Consider the following 18010-nt stretch of genomic DNA (forward strand, 5'->3'; position numbering starts at 1 on the left):
TGGAAACGGCCCGGCGGCTACTCGCCGCCGCCGGGCACCAGCCGGCTGCCCGCACCTTGGCAGAGGGCCGTTGAGCCTGGTCCGCAGCGAGCGTCTCTGGTCCGCCCGGACCCGGCCGAGGGACCACCGGCCCCTCACGGCACCGCACCGGAGCGGTCAGGCTCGGAAGACGGGACACCTGTCCCAGCCGGTCCGGGAGGTGGACATCATGGACTCCGCGACTCTTGACGCATCGACCTTGGAAGCCTGTATTTCGGCCGCGGTCGCGGCGCCGTCGATCTACAACACCCAGCCTTGGCGCTACCGCCTGGATCCCGACACGGTCACGCTCCAGATACGCGCCGCTCCGGAACGGGGTCTGCGCCAAGCGGATCCCACGGGCCGCGCCCTGCACCTCTCGGTGGGTGCGTCCGTTTTCAACCTCCGTGTCGCGGTGGCCCACTTCGGCTGGTCACCCGTCACGCGCCTGCTGCCCAGCCCCGGGGACTCCGGGCTGCTGGCCACCGTCCGCCTGACCGGAGCCGCCTCCCGCCGGCCGACAGGACATCGCGCCGACCTGTACGCGGCAATCTGGCGCAGGCACAGCAGCCGGTTCCCCTTCTCCGGGAGGCCGCTCCCTTCGCACGTACGCAACGAACTCGCCGAAGCCGCACGCGTGGAGGGGGGTCTGCTCAGCTTCCCGTCCGCTGACGAAACGGCTCGTGTGCTCGGCCTTGCGCAGGAGGCCGAACACCGCAACAGGAACGACCCCGACCGCGGTGCGGAGAGCCGTCGGTGGGTACAGCGGGACGGGCACGAGCCCGCAGCTCTCGGGCTCCCGCAGACGGCACTCGGCCCGCAGGACGCACACGAGCGGCTCGCCATGCGTGACTTCACCGCACAGCGGCATCCCGAGCGGCTCATTGCCCAGCCCTTCGAGCCCGACCCGGTCATCGCGATGCTGACCACCGAACATGATCGCCGCAGCGACTGGTTGCGGGCAGGGCAGGCCCTGGAACACGTTCTGCTGGTCGCGACGGCCCAGCGCCTGCGCGCGTCTCTGCTGCATCAGCCGATGGAATGGCCCGACCTGCGCCGGTCGCTGAGCCCGATGCCTGGTCACAACGGGCACGCCCAGATGCTGGTCCGCCTGGGATACGGCCCGGCAGGCCCGGCCACCCCGCGACGTGCCGTGGACAAGGTGATCGACGCCGGGCTGCCGAATCGACAGGGCGGCTGAGTGGCGGTCGGCCGCACTCGGCGCCCCTGCCATGACCAGGGCCGAACGTCCCTACGCCAACGGGCCGGACGGCGCGCGGACGGGCTCCCGCCGGCCCTGCCCCGTGCCGTGGGTGGGCGGCCACCATCGTGAGTGGAGCCGCTTGCGGGACGTCCGCGGGCAGCGTCGTGAACGAATGCGGAGGCAGTGATGACTGTGGCAACCCGCGCAGACGTGGAAGCGCCTGCCGCGGCCTGGCACGGCTTTGCCGGACAGCGCTGGCGCGACGAGATCGAAGTACGCGACTTCATCCAGGCCAACTACACGCCCTACGAGGGCGATTCGGGGTTTCTGGCCGGCCCGACCGAGCGCACTCGCTCGGTCTGGGACAAGGTCAGCGCCCTGTTCCCGGAGGAGCGCCGACGCGGGATCCTCGACGTGGACGCCGCCACCCCGTCCACCATCACCTCGCACCGGCCGGGTTTCATCGACCGGGAGCGTGAGCTGATCGTCGGGCTGCAGACCGATGCCCCGCTGAAGCGGGCAATCATGCCGAATGGCGGGCTGCGCATGGTGGAGAACGGGCTGCGCGCGTACGGGTATGAGCCCGACCCGTTCGTGACGAGGGTCTTCGGCTCCTACCGCAAGACCCACAACGACGGCGTCTTCGATGCGTACACGCCTGAGATGCGCGCCGCCCGCAAGGCCGGCATCATTACCGGCCTGCCCGACTCCTACGGCCGCGGCCGGATCATCGGCGACTACCGTCGGGTCGCGCTGTACGGCACCGCCCGCCTGATAGAGGCCAAGCGCGCCGAGCGACGCCTGCTGGATGCCGAGCCCTCCAGCCCGGACGTCATCCGTGACCGTGAGGAGCTGGCGGAACAGCTCCGGGCGCTGGGCGAGTTGACGGACATGGCCGCCTCCTACGGCTGCGACGTCACCCGCCCCGCCGGCACCGCCCGCGAGGCCGTGCAATGGCTGTATCTCGGCTTCCTCGCCGCGGTGAAGGAACAGAACGGCGCCGCGATGTCGCTTGGCCGCACCTCCACGTTCCTGGACGTCTACCTCCAGCGGGACCTGGACGAGGGCGCGATCGACGAGACCCGCGCCCAAGAACTGATCGACGACTTCGTGATCAAACTGCGGATCGTACGGTTCCTGCGCACCCCGGAGTACGACGCGCTGTTCTCCGGCGATCCCACCTGGGTGACCGAGTCCATCGGCGGCATTGGCGAGGACGGCCGCCCGCTGGTCACCCGCACCTCGTTCCGCTTCCTGCAGACCCTGTACAACCTCGGCCCGGCCCCGGAGCCCAACCTCACTGTGCTGTGGTCGCCCCAACTGCCCGAGAATTTCAAGCGGTTCTGCGCCCAGGCCTCCATCGACACGAGCTCGATCCAGTACGAGTCCGATGAGCTGATGCGCCCGTGCACCGGCGACGACACCGCGATCGCCTGCTGCGTCTCGGCGATGGCGGTCGGCAAGCAGATGCAGTTCTTCGGTGCCCGCGTCAATCTCGCCAAGGCCCTGCTGTATGCGATCAACGGCGGCCGGGACGAGATGACCGGCGAGCAGACAGCGCCCGAAACGCCTCCGCTCAGCGGCGAGTATCTCGAGTACGAGGAGCTGGCAGCTGCCTATGACAGGACGCTGGACTGGCTTGCCGCCACCTACGTGAACGCACTCGACGTCATCCACTACATGCACGACAAGTACGCCTACGAACGCATAGAGATGGCGCTGCACGACCACCCGGTCCACCGCTATATGGCCTGCGGCATCGCAGGACTCTCGGTCGCCGCCGACAGCCTGTCCGCGGTCAAGCACGCCCGCGTCAAAGTGATCCGGGACGACACCGGGCTGGCCGTGGATTACGAGGTCGAGGGTGATTACCCGGCCTATGGCAACAACCACGAGCGCGCCGACACTATCGCCGTCGGTCTGGTCCGGAGCTTCATAGAGAAGGTGCGCCGCCACCCCACGTACCGCAATGCGGAGCACACTCAGTCGGTGCTGACCATCACATCCAACGTGGTGTACGGCGAGCACACCGGGAACACTCCCGACGGGCGCCGCGCCGGCCGGCCCTTCGCCCCCGGCGCCAATCCGATGAACGGCCGGGACCTCCACGGCGTCGCCGCGTCCGCGCTCTCCGTCGCCAAGCTCCCCTACGAGCAGGCCCGCGACGGCATCTCGCTGACCACGACGATCACTCCCGAGGGCCTGGGCCACGACCCGGCCGAGCGCGCCGGCAACCTTGTCGGCATCCTCGACGGTTACATGGCGGCGGGCGGCTTCCACATGAACGTCAACGTCCTGGACCGGGCGACGCTGCGGGACGCCATGGAGCACCCGGAGAAATACCCGGACCTGACCATCCGGGTCTCCGGATATGCCGTCAACTTCGTCCGCCTGACCCGCGAGCAGCAGCTCGACGTCCTCAACCGCACCTTCCACGGATCACTGTGAACACCGGCCGTGTCCACTCCTGGGACTTGTCCACCGGCGTGGACGGTCCGGGGACCCGGTTCGTGCTCTTCGTCAGCGGCTGCCCACTGCGCTGTCTGTACTGCGCCAACCCGGACACCTGGCACCTGCGCGACGGGAAGCCGACCACCGTCGACGAGGTGATGGCAGAGATCGACAAGTACCGCGCCTTCGTCACCACCGCCGGGGGAGGGGTGACGATCACCGGCGGCGAGCCGCTCCTCCAGTCGGCCTTCACCGCCGAGATCTTCCACCGCTGCAAGGAAGCCGGTCTGCACACCGCCCTGGACACGTCCGGCTTCCTCGGCGCCCGTGCCGACGACGCGCTGCTCGCCGACGCCGACCTGGTGCTCCTCGACATCAAGTCCTTCGACATCGGCACCTACCGGAAGCTGACAGGCGGCGAACTCGCTCCCACCCTCAGCTTCGCCACCCGCCTTGACCGGCTCGGCGTCCCGGTGTGGATCCGCTATGTCCTGGTCCCGGGCTGGACCGACGACGAGAGCGCCGTCAACGCACTCGGCGCCTTTCTGGCCGGACTGCGCAATGTCGAGCGGGTCGAGGTCCTGCCGTTCCACAAGCTCGGCGCCCACAAGTACGACGCCCTCAGGATCCCCGTCCCGCTGCGCGACACTCCCGTGCCCGACCTTGCACTGACCGAGCGAGTGCGCGAGCAGTTCCGGGAGCACGGTCTGCGTTCGTTCTGACCAATCGTGCACCACCGAGCACAGAGGGGCGCCCCGTCCGGCGCCCCTGTTGTCCCGCCCAAGCCCAACCAGCGAGTGAGGAAAGGCCGTTCGGCCCCATCTCTGTGGCCTCCTGGTCCCAGGACGTGGGCCGACGCACCGCGGGAAATTGGGACCACGTTCCGGATGCCGCCCGGCAGTGGTGCGGCTGCGCCACCCCTACTCCACTCGGAGGAAGTAGCTCATGTCTCGTACTGTCATCGCTGGACTGGACGGTTCCGCCGAGTCGCTGGCCGCCGCCGAGTGGGCCGCCCGCGAGGCGCGGCTGCGCGGGCTGCCGTTGAAACTCCTGCACGCCCTGGAGGACTGGGCGCCCGACTACAGCTCTGCGCCGCTGATCGGGACCATCGCCGCGCCGGTTGCGTACACGCCCAAGTACTGGGCCGAACGCATCCCGCGTGAGATGTCCGAGCGGCTGCGCGAGCGCCACCCCGGCCTGGAGATCAGCACCGAACAGGCAGCCGGACGGCCCGTCGAGGTCCTTCAAGCCGCCGCGAAGGAGGCCGAGGTGCTGGTGCTGGGCTCCCGGGGCCTGAGCACCTTGACCGGCTTCCTCATCGGGTCCGTGTCGATGTCCGTGCTCGCCCATGCCGAGCGGCCGGTCGTCCTCGTACGGGCGGGCGAGCGGGCCGAGGACGAGCACCTGCCCACCCCCGGCGGGAGCGGGCAGCAGCGGCACGCGTATCGCGATGTGGTGCTCGGCCTGGACATCGCCCGGCCGTGCGACGAGGTGATCGAATACGCATTCGACGCCGCTGCCGCGCGAGGAGCCGACCTGCGCATCGTGCACGGCTGGAGCCTGCTGCCCGTCTTCGGCTACGACCCGGCCGCCATCGACCCGGTCCACAACGCCGAACTGGCCACGCGCGAATCGGCTGCGCTCACCAACGTGCTGGGGCCCTGGCGGAGCAAGTTCCCCGGTGTCCGGGTCGAGGAGCAGTGCGTCGTGGGCCGGGCAGCCGATCACCTCGCCGATGCCTCGACCGATGCCTCACTCGTGGTCATCGGGCGTCGCAGGCGCCGTGCCGCGGCCGGCGCCCACCTGGGACCTGTCGCCCATGCCGTGCTGCACCACGCCATCGCACCCGTGGCGGTCGTGTCGCACCAGTGACCCGGCGCGTCCGGTGCTCCACCACCCGCCCCACCTCAACGGGAGATCTCCCGCCCGTTTGACCGCGGACAGTATCGTCTCCGGTGACGGGGTTTGGTGGGGCGGCCTGGAGGACACGCAGATGGGTGGGGACGGGACGGCGGCACGGATGCCGCAACTGCACCTGGACGAGTTGCTGGATGAGCTGCAGGCGCGCATCGAGGCCGTGCGCGGCACCCGCGACCGTGTGCATTCGTTGCTGGAGTCGGTGCTGTCGGTGGGCAGGAGCCTCGACCTCACCCAGGCGCTGCACCAGATCGTGGGAGCAGCCGCGACCCTCGTCGACGCTCAGTATGCGGCGCTGGGGGTGATCGGCCCTGACGGCGAGACGCTCTCGCACTTCCTCACCGTGGGTATCAGCGAGGAGGAGATCGCGGCGATCGGCTCCTATCCGACCGGGAAGGGCGTTCTCGGCGAGCTGATCCACCGCCCCGAGCCGCTGCGGCAGAGTGACCTGTCCGCGCACCCTTCCTCGCACGGCTTTCCCCCGAACCATCCGCCGATGCGCAGTTTTGTCGGGGTGCCCATCCGGGTGCGTGAAGAGGTCTTCGGCAACCTGTATCTGTGCGACAAACGCGGCGGCCTGGACTTCGACGCCGAGGACGAGACCGTCCTGTCCACCCTCGCCGTGGCCGCGGGGGTGGCGATCGACAACGCCCGCCTGTACGACGAGGCGCAACGCCAGCACAAATGGCTGCGGGCCAGCGCAGAGATCACCAGGAGCCTGCTGTCGGGCTCGCCGAGGGAACAGGCTCTGACGCTCATCGCCGAGCGGGCGAAGGAGATCGCCGGGGCGTCGCTGGCCGACGTGTCCGTACCGTCGTCCGAAGGTCGGCTCATCGTCGAGGTCGCGCTCGGCGAGGACGCGCCCGCCCGGCTCGGTCTGGTTGTTCCGGTCCAGGGCACGCTGTCGGGCGCGGCCTTCACCGAGGGTTCGCCGGTGGCGTGCGCGGATCTGGCCGATGACGCCCGTTTTGACACCGGTCCGCGCAGGTTCGACGGGCTGGGTCCGGCGGTTGCGGTGCCGCTCGGCGACGCCTCCGGCAGCAGTCGCGGCGTGCTGCTGCTCGCCCGTTCCGCCGGCGGTCAGGCATTTACGGACCAGGAGATCGGGCCGCTGCTCGGCTTCGCAGACCAGGCTGCCCTGGCTCTGGAACTGGCCGTACGCCGCACTGACGCAGAGCAGTTGGCGCTGCTGGAGGACCGCGACCGGATCGCCCGGGATCTGCACGACCTGGCCATCCAGCGGATTTTCGCCACCGGCATGACCTTGCAGAGTGCCGCCCGCATGATCCAGCAAGAGGCCCCCGCGGAGAGGGTCGTCCGTGCGGTGGACGACCTCGACGAAACCATCAGGATCATCCGGTCGACCATCTTCGGCCTACGGGTCCGCGAGGAGACCGGGCCCAGCTTGCGTGCCCGGGTGTCCGAGGCTGTCGGCCAGGCACACGGGACACTTGGCTTCGCACCCCGCTTGATCATGGAGGGCCTGCTCGACACCGACGTGCCGCACGGTCTCGCCGAAGATGTCGTTGCGGTCCTCGGCGAGGCGCTGAGCAACGCCGCCCGGCACGCCCGGGCCACCCGGGTGGAGGTGTCTTTGCGAGCCACCGGCAGTGAGGTCGTCGTTGAGGTGAACGACAACGGCGTCGGCATCCCCGAGGGCGGGCGGCGCAGTGGCCTGGTCAACCTCGCAGCACGGGCCGAAAAGGCAGGCGGCACGTTCACCGTGACCGCCCCGCACGGCGGTGGCACCCTCCTGGGCTGGACGGCACCATTGACCGGGGGCCCGACCGCCCAGAGCTGAGCGATGAGACAGACCGCCCGCCAGGTCGTGTCTTCAAAGTCCCGTCCGCCCGGCCCGCCCTTCGACCGGACGACGCATTTTGACGACACTCCCTTAGCCCGACCTGGGGGACGCTCCGATACTTCGGCCGGTCACCAGTTCAGGATGGAGCCGGATGACTGTCCGCCCGGCGGGCTCGACGTCTGAGGGTGCGGCCGGGCTTCTCGCGGGCATCAGCCCTTCCACGCGGGTGATCACTTTCGCGTGGCCCAGGACCGTGACGCTCCAGCCTTTGCCGTCGAGTTGGTCGATCTCGCCGGTCTCGAAAGCGATCACCCCGCTCTCGGCGGCGCGCAGCAGATCGGCCGGCGCGTGAGCGTCCAGAAGGAGGCTTCCGTCCTCGGCGAGACTGCAGCGCACAGGCAGCACCGCAGGCAACGCATGGGCGGTGTAGACCACCCGGCCGGTGGCCATGCCCGCGAGCAGGTGCAGGGCCTGCTGCCTGCTCAGGAGGTCGCAGTTCGCGTTCATGGTCCGTATCCTCGCCCGCGGTCGGCCACGGCGTCAGGGGCCGATGGGCCCTGCGGCAGGTCCGTTGTTCCTCCGCAAGGGGGACTCCGGTCGGGGCAGTGTCACGGCCGGGTGCGGCCCGCGGCGTCAGTGCTGCCCGTCAGCGCCTGCCCGCCCAGCACCTGGGCGGCGATGACCGCCGCCTGGACCCTGCGCGCCACGCCCAGCTTGCTGAGCATCCGCGAGATGTGGTTCTTCACCGTCTTCTCGGCGAGATAGAGCCGCTGCCCGATCTCCCGGTTCGTGAGTCCCTCACCGATCAGAGCCAGGATCTCGCGCTCTCGGTCGGTCAGCTGTGACAACTCGTCAGGCCGTTGCTCCTCCGCGGCACCATGGCGCAGCCGGGCCATCAGGCGACCGGTGGTCTCGGGGTCGAGCAGCGATTGCCCGGTGGCCACGGTGCGGACGGCCTTGACCAGGTCGGTGCCGCTGATTTGCTTGAGGACGTAGCCGGCCGCACCGGCCATGATCGCGTCCAGCAGGGCTTCTTCGTCGTCGAACGAGGTCAGCATGAGGCACACCAGGCCGGGGACGCGCGAGCGCAGCTCGCGGCAGACGGTGACACCGTCCCCGTCGGGCAGCCGCACATCCAGCACGGCCACGTCCGGGCGGAGTGCGGGGACCCGAGCCAGGGCCTGCTCAGCAGTGCTTGCCTCGCCGACCACCTCCAGGCCGGGCTCGACATCGAGCAGGTCCTGCACTCCCCGCCGCACCACCTCGTGGTCGTCGAGGAGGAAAATCCGGACCGGAGGCTGGGCATCGGCCTCGGCAGGGCTGTGCGGCATTACCACTCCGTACCTATGGGAAGCGCAAACGCCTGCATCTTCTCCGGCCCTCCCGCTCCGGGCTAGGGCCGAACGGCCCCATCGCGGCTGCACAGGCAGCCCACGGCCGACGGGGAGGGTTCCCTCGTGGGTCCGTCAAGGACGATTCAGTCGGCCCCATGTACGAGCGCCGGAGAGCCTGGCGCGGCCGGTGTCTTCCGGGTGTATCACGGCCAACGCCTGCTGTACGGCGGTCTCCAGCGACCCGCTGGTGTCCACTGTGACGGCGTCCGGCCACGGGTCGGCTGTCGGAGCCATGGCTTCGGCGATGGCAGGGCCGGCGTCGGAGGGACCGGGCGGGCGGACGCTCAGCCGGTGATCCGCGACCTCGTGCAGCACCTCGCAGCGCCAAGGGCACCAGGTCGGCACCGCAGCGTCGTGCGGCCTCGGCAGCGGCATCCCGTCGCACACCAGCCGTCAACGAGGCATCGATCACCACGGACTCCGCGAGGGACATCAACATCGAAGCGAATTCGATCAGTTCGCCGTGACGACACCCAGATCGTGTTCGTCACGGCTCCCGGTCAGGACGTCGCCGAACTCGCCTGGCAGGCCCTGAAGATCGGATACGAGCGGCTGGCAGGCCACTTGGAAATGAGCTCCTTGGAGGCCGAGGGCGGGCCCGGCAGGTGATCGAACTGCTCACCGCCGACCGCATCCTAGGCCGCCCCGTCCTCGACATCCGGCAGCACAGTGCGGGCTACGCGTCCGACGCTTTCCGGGTCTGGCGCCGGACAGTGGTGGCGGTGAACGCCGCGGTGGCGCCGGCGGTGGCCGCCAGCAGCACGTATCCCCATGTGTAGTCGTCTGCGGCTCCGTAGATGGTGCCCATGACCAGAGGCGGGAAGAAGCCGCCCAATCCTCCGGCAGCGCCCACGACACCGGTGACCGAGCCGACCCGCTCAGTGGGCACAAGGCGGGCGACAAGAGCGAACACAGCACCCGATGCCGCACCCAGGGCAGCCGCCATGCCCAGAAAGGCGAGCGTTCCGAACGGGATCAGCGGCAGCTCGAAGGAAGCGAGAAGGGCGAGAGCGCCCACGGCAGTGTAGGCGGCGATGAGCACGGGCACGGGGTGCGCCCGGTCGGACAGCCATCCGCCGACCGGGCGCATGGCGACGGCGAGGACGACGAAGCCCGCCGTACGCAGCGCGGCGTCGGACCGCCCGAGACCGTAGGCGCTGTTCAGGTATGTGGGCAGGTAGACGCTGAAGGCGACGAACCCGCCGAAGGCTACGGCGTAGAGGAGGGCCAACTGCACGGTGGCGGGCATCCGCAGGGTCGCCGTGGTGCGCGCGAGCAGGGACCCGGCCGGTACGGCACGTCCGGGCTTGTCGCGAAGGAGGAGGCGGGCCGCCAGGGCATAGCCGGCCAGCAGGCCGGCGACCAGATCGAAGGGGAAGCTTCGCGCGACGGCCTCGGCCAGCTGGACGGTGGTGAAGGAGGAGAGGGCGGTGCCGCCGGTGCCGATGCCGAAGATTCCGAGAGCCAGTCCGCGTCGCCCGGGCGGGTACCAGGCATTGACGAACGGCACGCCGATGGCGAACGTCGTGCCGCCCAGGCCGAGGAAGAAGCCACCGGCGAGCACCTCGGCCAGGGAGTCGGCCAGATGGCCCAGGTAGAGCACGGGAAGGATCGTCAGAGCGGCGACGATGGGGAACATCCGGCGCGCTCCGATGCGGTCGGTGAGGGCACCGACGGGGATCCGGCCGAGCGAGCCGACGATCACCGGCACCGCGACGACGAGCGACTGTTGGAACGAGGTGAGGTCCAGCTCGTCCCGTAGCGTCGGGCCGAGCGGGGCCAGTAGAGCCCAGGCCCAGAAGCAGAGCATGAACCCGGCGGTGGCCAGAGCGAGCATCCGTGCCGGCTGCGGAGTGGCCGCTGCATTGGCTGGTTGTCTTTCGGGGCTCCGGCTCATCGCGCTTCCTCTCCGGATGTCTGTCTCCCGGGCTTGCCTCGCTTACGTCACTTCACATCCGAACTCGATGCCTGAGGTTGAAGAACCCCGCCTCCCATCGGGTGATGCTCCGCGGAGAAGCCCGCCGGCGGGAGGGCACGCTTGACCCGGACGGTGGGACCTTCGGCCCCTGTCGGCGCATCGGTCCGACGGCATATGAACCATGCATCGGATGCCTGCCGGGGTAGTTTGCCGGATTGGTTCTCGTTTGGACTGAGTAGAGAGGCTGTCGCACGGCTCCGGCCCGGTGAAGGTCAAGAGCGATTCGTTGTTCGGTTCCGAGGATTAGGGAAGCGTCGGAATCTTGGCTGGTGGGGCGGAACTTCTTGTCGTGCGACCGTGAATGTGATCTTGAGATGCCGCGGGATGTCCGGGAGTGGCTGCCGCCCGAGCACCTGTGCTGGAAGGTTCTCGACGTCGTCGAGCTACTTGACCTATCGGCGTTCGAGAACAGCTACCGTGACGACGGGCGGGGCGGGGTGGCCTACCCTCCCGCGAGCCTGATTGCGTTGCTCCTGTACTGCTACAGCAAGGGAGTGCGTTCCTCCCGTCGCATCGAGCAGGCTTGCTGGGACGACGTGGGCTGCCGAATCATCACCGCGAACCGCCGAGTGGACCACTCCACCGTCGCGCGGTTCGTACGACGCCACCGTGCCGCCTTGAACTCGCTGTTCGTGCAGGTGTTGTCGCTGTGCGGCCGACGTGGCCTGGTCGATCTTTCGGCAGTGGCCGTGGACGGCTCACCGATGGAGGCGAACGCCTCACGCGACGCCAACCAGCGGCTCCAGCGCCTGGAGGAGACCATCTCCCAGTGCGAGAAAGAGATCCACGCGCTGATGGAGGATGTAGTCGACCACGCGCTGAGCGTCGAGGCCGATGGCTCGGCAGCACAGGGCGATGGCGAGGACGCGTGCGACAACTGGCCTCGCCTGTCCCGGCTGTGCGACCGGCTCACCCGGGCCCACTTGGCCAGGGACAGACTGCATGAACGGGCTATGCCTTCACCCACCGAGATCCGGATCAAGGTCGAAGCCGCCGAGCGGATGGTGGCCCGCGCGGAGAAGCGCCTGGCTGCCGAAACCGAGGCTCACCAGGAGAAGCTGAAGAAGTACGAGCTCCGCGTCCGAGAGGACCGGGCGGCAGGACGTCGTGGAGCGAACGGACGGCCGCCGGTCCCGATGGAGCAAAAGACCGTCCTCGTTCGCCAGCGAACGCGACTGGTGAAGATGCGGGCCTGGCTGGAGCGGGCCCGCACACCCCGACCGGCCCCCTCCCCGGAGTCCCGTGCCTGCCTGAGCGATCCCGACTCCCGGCTGATTCCCGGCAAACGCGGCGGCTACCTACAGGGATACAACATCCAGATCGTGTGCGCCCGCCGTCAATTCTTGCTGGCTATCGAAGCGCACGACAATCCCTCGGACAGGACGGCCCTCGTTTTGATGGTGAAGAAGACCCAGCACAATCACCAGGCCGCACGGCTCCCCGGCGACATCCAACTCTGGCTCGCCGACAGTGGGTACGCTTCCGCCGCGTCCTTCGAGGCCCTCGCCGACCTCCCGCTACTGGTCTCGGTCACCAGCGATGCCGACCAGGCAGGCTTTCCCGCGAAACGTCAGCAGGCCCCTGCCGGCCAGCAGGACATGGCGGCCCGCCTCGCCACCCCAACAGGACGGGCCCAGTACCGTCAACGCAGTGCCCTGGTCGAGCCGGGATTCGCCCAGATCTTCCAACGCTTCGGACGACACCTCAACTACCGCGGCCGCCAGGCGGTGGACGCCGAGATCAAGCTCCTCGGCACGGTACACAACCTCAACAAGCTCATCAATCACACGCCCAAGAAGCACTCTTGACCTTCACCGGGCCGGAGCCGTGCGACAGCCTCTAGACGAGGTGACGGTCGTGACGGATGCCGGGATGCCCAGGTCCTCTGCTCCACCCGCCGGGCGGGGTGGAGCAGGCGCCGCAGCGGATGCGCTGTTGCAGGCCGGTCACTTCTTCACCCGGCGCGATGTCTCGCCCGATCTGCGGGCGGTTTTTCGCAAGGGAGGGCGGGAGGGCGACGTCTTCTACCGGGACCGGTGGAGCCACGACAAGCTCGTGCGCTCGACGCACGGCGTGAACTGCACCGGCTCGTGCTCGTGGAAGGTCTACGTCAAGGACGGGATCATCACCTGGGAGAGCCAGCAGACCGACTATCCGTCCGTCGGCCCGGACTCCCCGGAGTACGAGCCGCGCGGCTGCCCACGGGGGGCGGCTTTCTCCTGGTACACCTACTCGCCCACCCGGGTGCGCTTCCCGTACGCCCGCGGAGTCCTGGTCGAGATGTACCGGGAGGCCAAGACACGACTGGGCGACCCGGTGCTCGCGTGGGCCGACGTGGTGGGTGACCCGGACCGGCGCCGCCGCTATCAGAAGGCCCGTGGCAAGGGCGGCCATGTGCGGGTGACGTGGGACGAGGCGGTCGAGATCGTGGCCGCCGCCCATGTGCACACGATCAAGAGGTGGGGCCCGGACCGTATCGCCGGCTTCTCGCCGATCCCGGCACTGCTGACACGCTCGCCCTGTCCGCACGGCTCGGATGGATGCCCTCCTACCCGCAGTTCGACCGCAACCCGCTCGACCTGGCCGACGACGCGGCGGCTGGCGGTGAGGAGGCATCGGCGTACATCACCCGCAAGCTGTCCGCGGGCGAGTTGGGCTGGGCCTGCGAGGACCCCGACGCTGCGGAGAACTGGCCGCGCTGCCTGTTGTGGCGTGCGAATCTGCTCGGCTCCTCGGGCAAGGGCAACGAGTACTTCCTCAAGCACCTGCTCGGCACGCACACCAGCCTGCGCGCGCAGGAGACCCCGCCCGACCTCCGGCCCCGCGATGTGGCGTGGCGGAACGAGGCACCCGAGGGGAAGCTCGACCTGCTGCTGGCGCTGGACTTCCGGATGACCAGCTCCACGCTGCTCGCCGATGTCGTGCTGCCCGCCGCGACGTGGTACGAGAAGCACGATCTGTCCTCGACCGACATGCACCCCTTCGTCCACGCGTTCAACCCGGCGATCGACCCGCCCTGGGAGACCAGGTCCGACTTCGCCGCCTTCACGGCGATCGCGCGCAGGTGCAGCGAGCTGGCACGGGAACACCTCGGAGTGCGGCGTGATCTCGTCGCCACAGCGCTGCAGCACGACACGCCGGGCGAGACGGCACAGCCGCTCGGCACCGTCGACGACTGGCGCACCGGCGACATCGCCCCGCAGCCCGGCCGCACGATGCCGGTATTCACCGTGGTCGAGCGCGACTACGGCGCGGTCGCCGACAAGCTCACCGCACTCGGACCGCTCACCGAGCAGCTCGGGCTGACCACCAAGGGCGTCACCTACCGCCCCGACGAGGAGGTCGCACGGCTCGCCGCAACAGGCGGAGTGATGCTCGGGGGAGCGGGCGACGGACGACCGGCCCTGGACACCGACGCCAAGATGGCCGATGCCATCCTGGCCCTGTCCGGCTCCACCAACGGCCGGCTCGCCGTACAGGGCTTCCGCACCGCGGAGCAGCGGGTCGGGCAGCCGCTCGCTCACCTCGCCGAAGGCAGCGAGGAGCGGCGCATCACCTTCGCTGACACCCAGGCCCAGCCCGTCCCCGTGATCACCAGCCCCGAGTGGTCCGGCAGCGAGACCGGCGGCCGACGCTACGCCGCGTTCACCACCAACGTCGAGGAACTCAAGCCCTGGCACACCCTCACCGGCCGGATGCACTTCCTCCTCGATCACGACTGGATACACGAATTCGGCGAGACGCTGCCGATCTACCGCCCGCCTCTGGACATGCACCGGCTCTTCGGAGAGCCCGAGATCGGCCCGGACGGCGCGCGGCAGGTCACGGTCCGGTACCTGACACCGCACTCGAAGTGGTCGATCCACTCGGAGTACCAGGACAACCTGGTGCTGCGCGCGATCGTCTCGCACCGGATGCCCACCGGCACCGTCTACGTTCACCACGCGCAGGAACGGGTCGTCGACGTCCCCATCGCCGAGGCCAGCGGGCGGCGCGGCGGCATCCACAATTCGCTGACCCGCATCCTGATCAAGCCCACCCATCTGATCGGCGGCTACGGGCAGTTGTCGTTCGCCTTCAACTACCTGGGCCCAACGGGCAACCAGCGCGACGAGGTGACGGTGATCCGTCGCCGCTCCCAGGAGGTGACGTACTGATGAAGGTGATGGCCCAGCTGGCCATGGTGATGAACCTCGACAAGTGCATCGGCTGCCACACCTGCTCGGTCACCTGCAAACAGGCATGGACCAATCGCAGCGGCGTCGAGTACGTCTGGTTCAACAACGTCGAGACCCGGCCCGGCCAGGGCTACCCGCGGCGCTACGAGGACCAGGAGAGGTGGCAGGGCGGCTGGGTCCGCACCCGCAGCGGGCGTCTCAGGCTCAAGGCGGGCGGGCGCCTGCGCAAGCTGTTCACCATATTCGCCAACCCAGTGCTGCCCAACATCCGTGACTACTACGAACCCTGGACCTACGACTACGAGAAGCTCACCACCGCGCCGCTGGGCGACGACTTCCCGGTCGCGCAGCCCAAGTCGCTCATCTCCGGCGAGCCGATGCGCATCGAGTGGAGCGCGAACTGGGACGACAGTCTCGGCGGCGGGGCAGAGGTATGCGACGGCGACCCCATCGTCGAACGCATCCGCCGCGAGGCAGAGGAGAAGGTGCGCTTCCAGTACGAGCAGGCGTACATGTTCTATCTGCCGCGCATCTGCGAGCACTGCCTGAATCCTTCGTGTGTCGCATCCTGCCCTTCGGGCGCGCTCTACAAGCGCTCCGAGGACGGCATCGTCCTCGTCGACCAGGACCGCTGCCGGGGCTGGCGGATGTGCGTGACCGGCTGCCCGTACAAGAAGGTCTACTTCAACCACCGCACCGGCAAAGCCGAGAAGTGCACGTTCTGCTATCCCTGTGTGGAAGTCGGCCTCCCTACAGTGTGCTCAGAAACCTGCGTGGGGCGCCTGCGCTACATCGGCCTCGTCCTCTACGACGCCGACCGGGTCGGCGCCGCCGCATCGGTCACCGACGAGAAGGACCTCTACCAGGCGCAATTGGATCTTTTCCTCGATCCGTCCGATCCGCAGGTGATCGCGGCTGCACGCCGGGACGGCATCCCCGACGACTGGCTGGAGTCCGCGCTCCGCTCCCCCGTCTACGCCCTGGCCAAGGAATACCGGGTGGCGCTTCCGCTCCATCCGGAGTTCCGCACCATTCCGATGGTCTGGTACGTGCCGCCGCTGTCGCCGATCGTCGATGCGCTGACCGACACCGGTCACGACGGCGAGGACGCGGACAACCTCTTCGGCGCCATCGACACTCTGCGGATCCCGATCGAGTATCTCGCCGAACTGTTCACCGCCGGGGACACGGAGCCCGTGCGCCAGGCGCTGCAGCGGCTCTCGGCCATGCGGTCGTACATGCGGGCCGTCAACCTCGGAGACCCACCTGATGAACGGGCTGCAGAGGCAGCCGGTATGACCGGTCGGGAGGTCACTTCGCTCTATCGGCTGCTCGCCATCGCCAAGTACCACGACCGCTACGTGATCCCCACGGCGTACGAGGCAGAAGGACGGCAGCTCGAAGAGACCGGCTGCAGCCTCGATTTCGAAGGCGGCCCCGGGATGTACGACAGTGGGCCGTTCGGCGAAGCCTCGGGCCGGCCCGTACCCGTCTCGGTGGAGACCTTCCACGCTCTCAAGGAACGGCAGACCACCGGCGGTATCGCCGACCCACAGCGTCAGGGCGCTCGGATCAACTTGCTGAACTGGGACGGCAAGGGGCGGCCCGAGGGCATGTTCCCGCCCGAGCGCCCGCAGCCGGAGGAGAAACCGTGATCGCCGAACGCCACGCCGCAGTGGTCTGCCAAGCAGCGTCGGTCCTGCTGCGGTATCCCGACGGGGACGTCCGGGACCGTGTCCCCCTGGTCACCGGAACCGTGACCGCGCTGCCCTCCGGCGCGGCGCGATCCGCGCTGACCCGCATCCTCGAACATCTCGCGGACACGTCACCCCGCGACCTCGCCGAGCACTATGTGGCCACCTTCGACCGACGCCGCCGCTGCTGCCTCTACCTGACGTGGTGGACCGACGGCGAGACCCGCCGCCGTGGCCAGGCCCTGGCCACTCTCAAGGATCGCTACCGCAGCAGCTGTCTGGAACTCGGCGGCAACGAACTGCCGGACTACCTTCCGGTCGTGCTCGAGTACGCGGCAACCGGCGACCTGGCCGACGGGCTTGCCCTGCTGCAGGAACACCGTGCCGGCATCGAACTGCTCAGACTGGCACTGCGGGACGCGGGCTCGCCGTACACCGCCGTGGTCGAGGCGGTATGCGCACTGCTGCCCGGCCCCTCACCCCAGGACCGCGCTGCCGCTCAGCGCCTGGCCCGGAGCGGACCGCCTCAGGAGACCGTCGGCTTGGAGCTGGAGCCTTACGATCCGGCACCATCGGGAGGTGCCCGGCGGTGAGCGCTCTCGATGTCCTCCTGTGGGGCGTTCTGCCGTACGTCACCATCGTGATCCTCGTCGGCGGCACCGTGTGGCGGTACCGGTACGACCAGTTCGGCTGGACCACCCGCTCCTCCGAGCTGTACGAGTCGCGGCTGCTGCGCATCGGCAGTCCGCTCTTCCACTTCGGCATCCTCGTGGTCGTCATCGGCCATGTGATCGGACTGGTCATCCCGCAGGGCTGGACTTCGGCCGCGGGCCTCTCCGAGGGGGCGTACCACGTGCAGGCGCTGGTGCTCGGTGGCGTCGCCGGCTTTGCCACCCTCATCGGAGTGGTGATCCTGATCTATCGCCGACGCACCACGGGGCCGGTGTTCATGGCGACGACGCGGAACGACAAGGGCATGTACGTCGTCCTCGTCGCGGCCATCGTCGCGGGACTGGCGACCACTCTGCTGGGCGCGGGTGTCATCGGCGAAGAGCACAACTACCGCGCGACCGTCTCGCCCTGGTTCCGTTCCGTCTTCACGCTGCAGCCCGATATCGACTCCATGGCCGCCGCGCCGCAGTCCTTCCAACTGCACACGCTCATCGGCATGCTGCTCTTCGCCGTCTGGCCGTTCACCCGGCTCGTACACGCCTTCACTGCGCCGATCGGCTATCTGTTCCGGCCGTACATCGTCTACCGGTCCCGCTCAGTCGGCGCCCGATCGCGACCGCGTCGACACGGCTGGGAAGGCCCGAGCTCGTAGCGCGTCGGGCCCGTCACGGCTGCCTGCCTGCGGACCGACGTCAGGGCC

Annotated in this window: 13 protein-coding genes and 1 pseudogene; 11 read left to right on the forward strand and 3 right to left on the reverse strand. The window is 69.0% G+C overall.

All coding sequences use genetic code 11. The features are described 5' to 3' along the window. Positions 1-208 precede the first annotated feature (208 nt). From OOK40_RS22580 to OOK40_RS22600, 5 genes are all read left to right on the forward strand, one after another. Positions 209-1219 (forward strand): hypothetical protein, encoded by a 1011-nt coding sequence (locus tag OOK40_RS22580; protein ID WP_266484954.1) that lies wholly within the window; start codon positions 209-211, stop codon positions 1217-1219. A gap of 189 nt (positions 1220-1408) precedes the next feature. Further along, entirely contained in the window at positions 1409-3670 is a 2262-nt protein-coding gene (gene pflB, locus OOK40_RS22585; protein ID WP_266484957.1) for a formate C-acetyltransferase, read from the forward strand. Further along, positions 3667-4395 carry a pyruvate formate-lyase-activating protein gene (gene pflA / locus OOK40_RS22590; RefSeq protein ID WP_266484960.1) on the forward strand — a complete coding sequence of 243 codons (729 nt, stop codon included), beginning with the start codon at positions 3667-3669 and terminating at the stop codon, positions 4393-4395. The genes pflB and pflA overlap by 4 nt, the downstream gene beginning before the upstream one ends. A gap of 223 nt (positions 4396-4618) precedes the next feature. Beyond that, on the forward strand, positions 4619-5545 hold the full coding sequence (locus tag OOK40_RS22595; protein WP_266484963.1) for a universal stress protein: 927 nt from the start codon (positions 4619-4621) through the stop codon (positions 5543-5545). 121 nt (positions 5546-5666) lie between these two features. Beyond that, on the forward strand, positions 5667-7391 hold the full coding sequence (locus tag OOK40_RS22600) for a GAF domain-containing sensor histidine kinase (protein ID WP_266486516.1): 1725 nt from the start codon (positions 5667-5669) through the stop codon (positions 7389-7391). A gap of 93 nt (positions 7392-7484) precedes the next feature. Here the strand turns inward: OOK40_RS22600 and OOK40_RS22605 are convergent, their stop codons facing one another. Together OOK40_RS22605 and OOK40_RS22610 are read right to left on the reverse strand one after the other, a co-directional pair. Continuing rightward, positions 7485-7901: a pyridoxamine 5'-phosphate oxidase family protein gene (locus OOK40_RS22605; RefSeq protein ID WP_266484966.1), complete on the reverse strand. Its 417-nt coding sequence runs from the start codon at positions 7899-7901 to the stop codon at positions 7485-7487. Positions 7902-8002: 101 nt separating this feature from the next. Further along, positions 8003-8725, reverse strand: a complete 723-nt coding sequence (locus tag OOK40_RS22610; RefSeq protein WP_266484969.1) for a response regulator transcription factor — start codon at positions 8723-8725, stop codon at positions 8003-8005. 543 nt (positions 8726-9268) lie between these two features. Here OOK40_RS22610 and OOK40_RS22615 point away from each other — a divergent pair. Then, positions 9269-9397, forward strand: coding sequence for a hypothetical protein (locus tag OOK40_RS22615; protein ID WP_266484972.1), 129 nt, complete (start codon positions 9269-9271; stop codon positions 9395-9397). A 67-nt stretch (positions 9398-9464) separates the two neighbouring features. Here the strand turns inward: OOK40_RS22615 and OOK40_RS22620 are convergent, their stop codons facing one another. Beyond that, positions 9465-10685 carry a nitrate/nitrite transporter gene (locus OOK40_RS22620; protein ID WP_266484974.1) on the reverse strand — a complete coding sequence of 407 codons (1221 nt, stop codon included), beginning with the start codon at positions 10683-10685 and terminating at the stop codon, positions 9465-9467. A gap of 395 nt (positions 10686-11080) precedes the next feature. Between OOK40_RS22620 and OOK40_RS22625 the strand changes: the two genes are divergently transcribed. The 5 genes and pseudogenes from OOK40_RS22625 (at position 11081) to narI (ending at position 17962) form a co-directional block, all read left to right on the forward strand. Continuing rightward, positions 11081-12574: a transposase gene (locus OOK40_RS22625; RefSeq protein ID WP_266484976.1), complete on the forward strand. Its 1494-nt coding sequence runs from the start codon at positions 11081-11083 to the stop codon at positions 12572-12574. A gap of 64 nt (positions 12575-12638) precedes the next feature. Continuing rightward, positions 12639-14923: pseudogene (locus OOK40_RS22630) on the forward strand (molybdopterin-dependent oxidoreductase). Continuing rightward, positions 14923-16599, forward strand: a complete 1677-nt coding sequence (narH, locus tag OOK40_RS22635; RefSeq protein WP_266484978.1) for a nitrate reductase subunit beta — start codon at positions 14923-14925, stop codon at positions 16597-16599. The pseudogene OOK40_RS22630 and the gene narH overlap by 1 nt, the downstream one beginning before the upstream one ends. Continuing rightward, positions 16596-17231 (forward strand): nitrate reductase molybdenum cofactor assembly chaperone, encoded by a 636-nt coding sequence (gene narJ / locus OOK40_RS22640; protein WP_266484981.1) that lies wholly within the window; start codon positions 16596-16598, stop codon positions 17229-17231. The genes narH and narJ overlap by 4 nt, the downstream gene beginning before the upstream one ends. Next, a complete protein-coding gene (gene narI / locus OOK40_RS22645; RefSeq protein ID WP_266484984.1) occupies positions 17228-17962 on the forward strand; it encodes a respiratory nitrate reductase subunit gamma in 735 nt (244 codons plus the stop codon). The genes narJ and narI overlap by 4 nt, the downstream gene beginning before the upstream one ends. The last annotated feature ends 48 nt before the right edge of the window (positions 17963-18010 follow it).

Origin of the sequence: Streptomyces sp. NBC_01481 (genome assembly GCF_026339995.1) — a bacterium.
GTDB lineage: Bacteria > Actinomycetota > Actinomycetes > Streptomycetales > Streptomycetaceae > Streptomyces.

Bases quoted from the DNA above. Each gene is read 5' to 3' on its own strand.
- OOK40_RS22580 (WP_266484954.1), top strand. From the start codon at position 209: ATGGACTCCGCGACTCTTGACGCATCGACCTTGGAAGCCTGTATTTCG.
- pflB (WP_266484957.1), top strand. From the start codon at position 1,409: ATGACTGTGGCAACCCGCGCAGACGTGGAAGCGCCTGCCGCGGCCTGG.
- OOK40_RS22595 (WP_266484963.1), top strand. From the start codon at position 4,619: ATGTCTCGTACTGTCATCGCTGGACTGGACGGTTCCGCCGAGTCGCTG.
- OOK40_RS22600 (WP_266486516.1), top strand. From the start codon at position 5,667: ATGGGTGGGGACGGGACGGCGGCACGGATGCCGCAACTGCACCTGGAC.
- OOK40_RS22605 (WP_266484966.1), bottom strand. From the start codon at position 7,901: ATGAACGCGAACTGCGACCTCCTGAGCAGGCAGCAGGCCCTGCACCTG.
- OOK40_RS22610 (WP_266484969.1), bottom strand. From the start codon at position 8,725: ATGCCGCACAGCCCTGCCGAGGCCGATGCCCAGCCTCCGGTCCGGATT.
- OOK40_RS22620 (WP_266484974.1), bottom strand. From the start codon at position 10,685: ATGAGCCGGAGCCCCGAAAGACAACCAGCCAATGCAGCGGCCACTCCG.
- OOK40_RS22625 (WP_266484976.1), top strand. From the start codon at position 11,081: ATGCCGCGGGATGTCCGGGAGTGGCTGCCGCCCGAGCACCTGTGCTGG.
- narH (WP_266484978.1), top strand. From the start codon at position 14,923: ATGAAGGTGATGGCCCAGCTGGCCATGGTGATGAACCTCGACAAGTGC.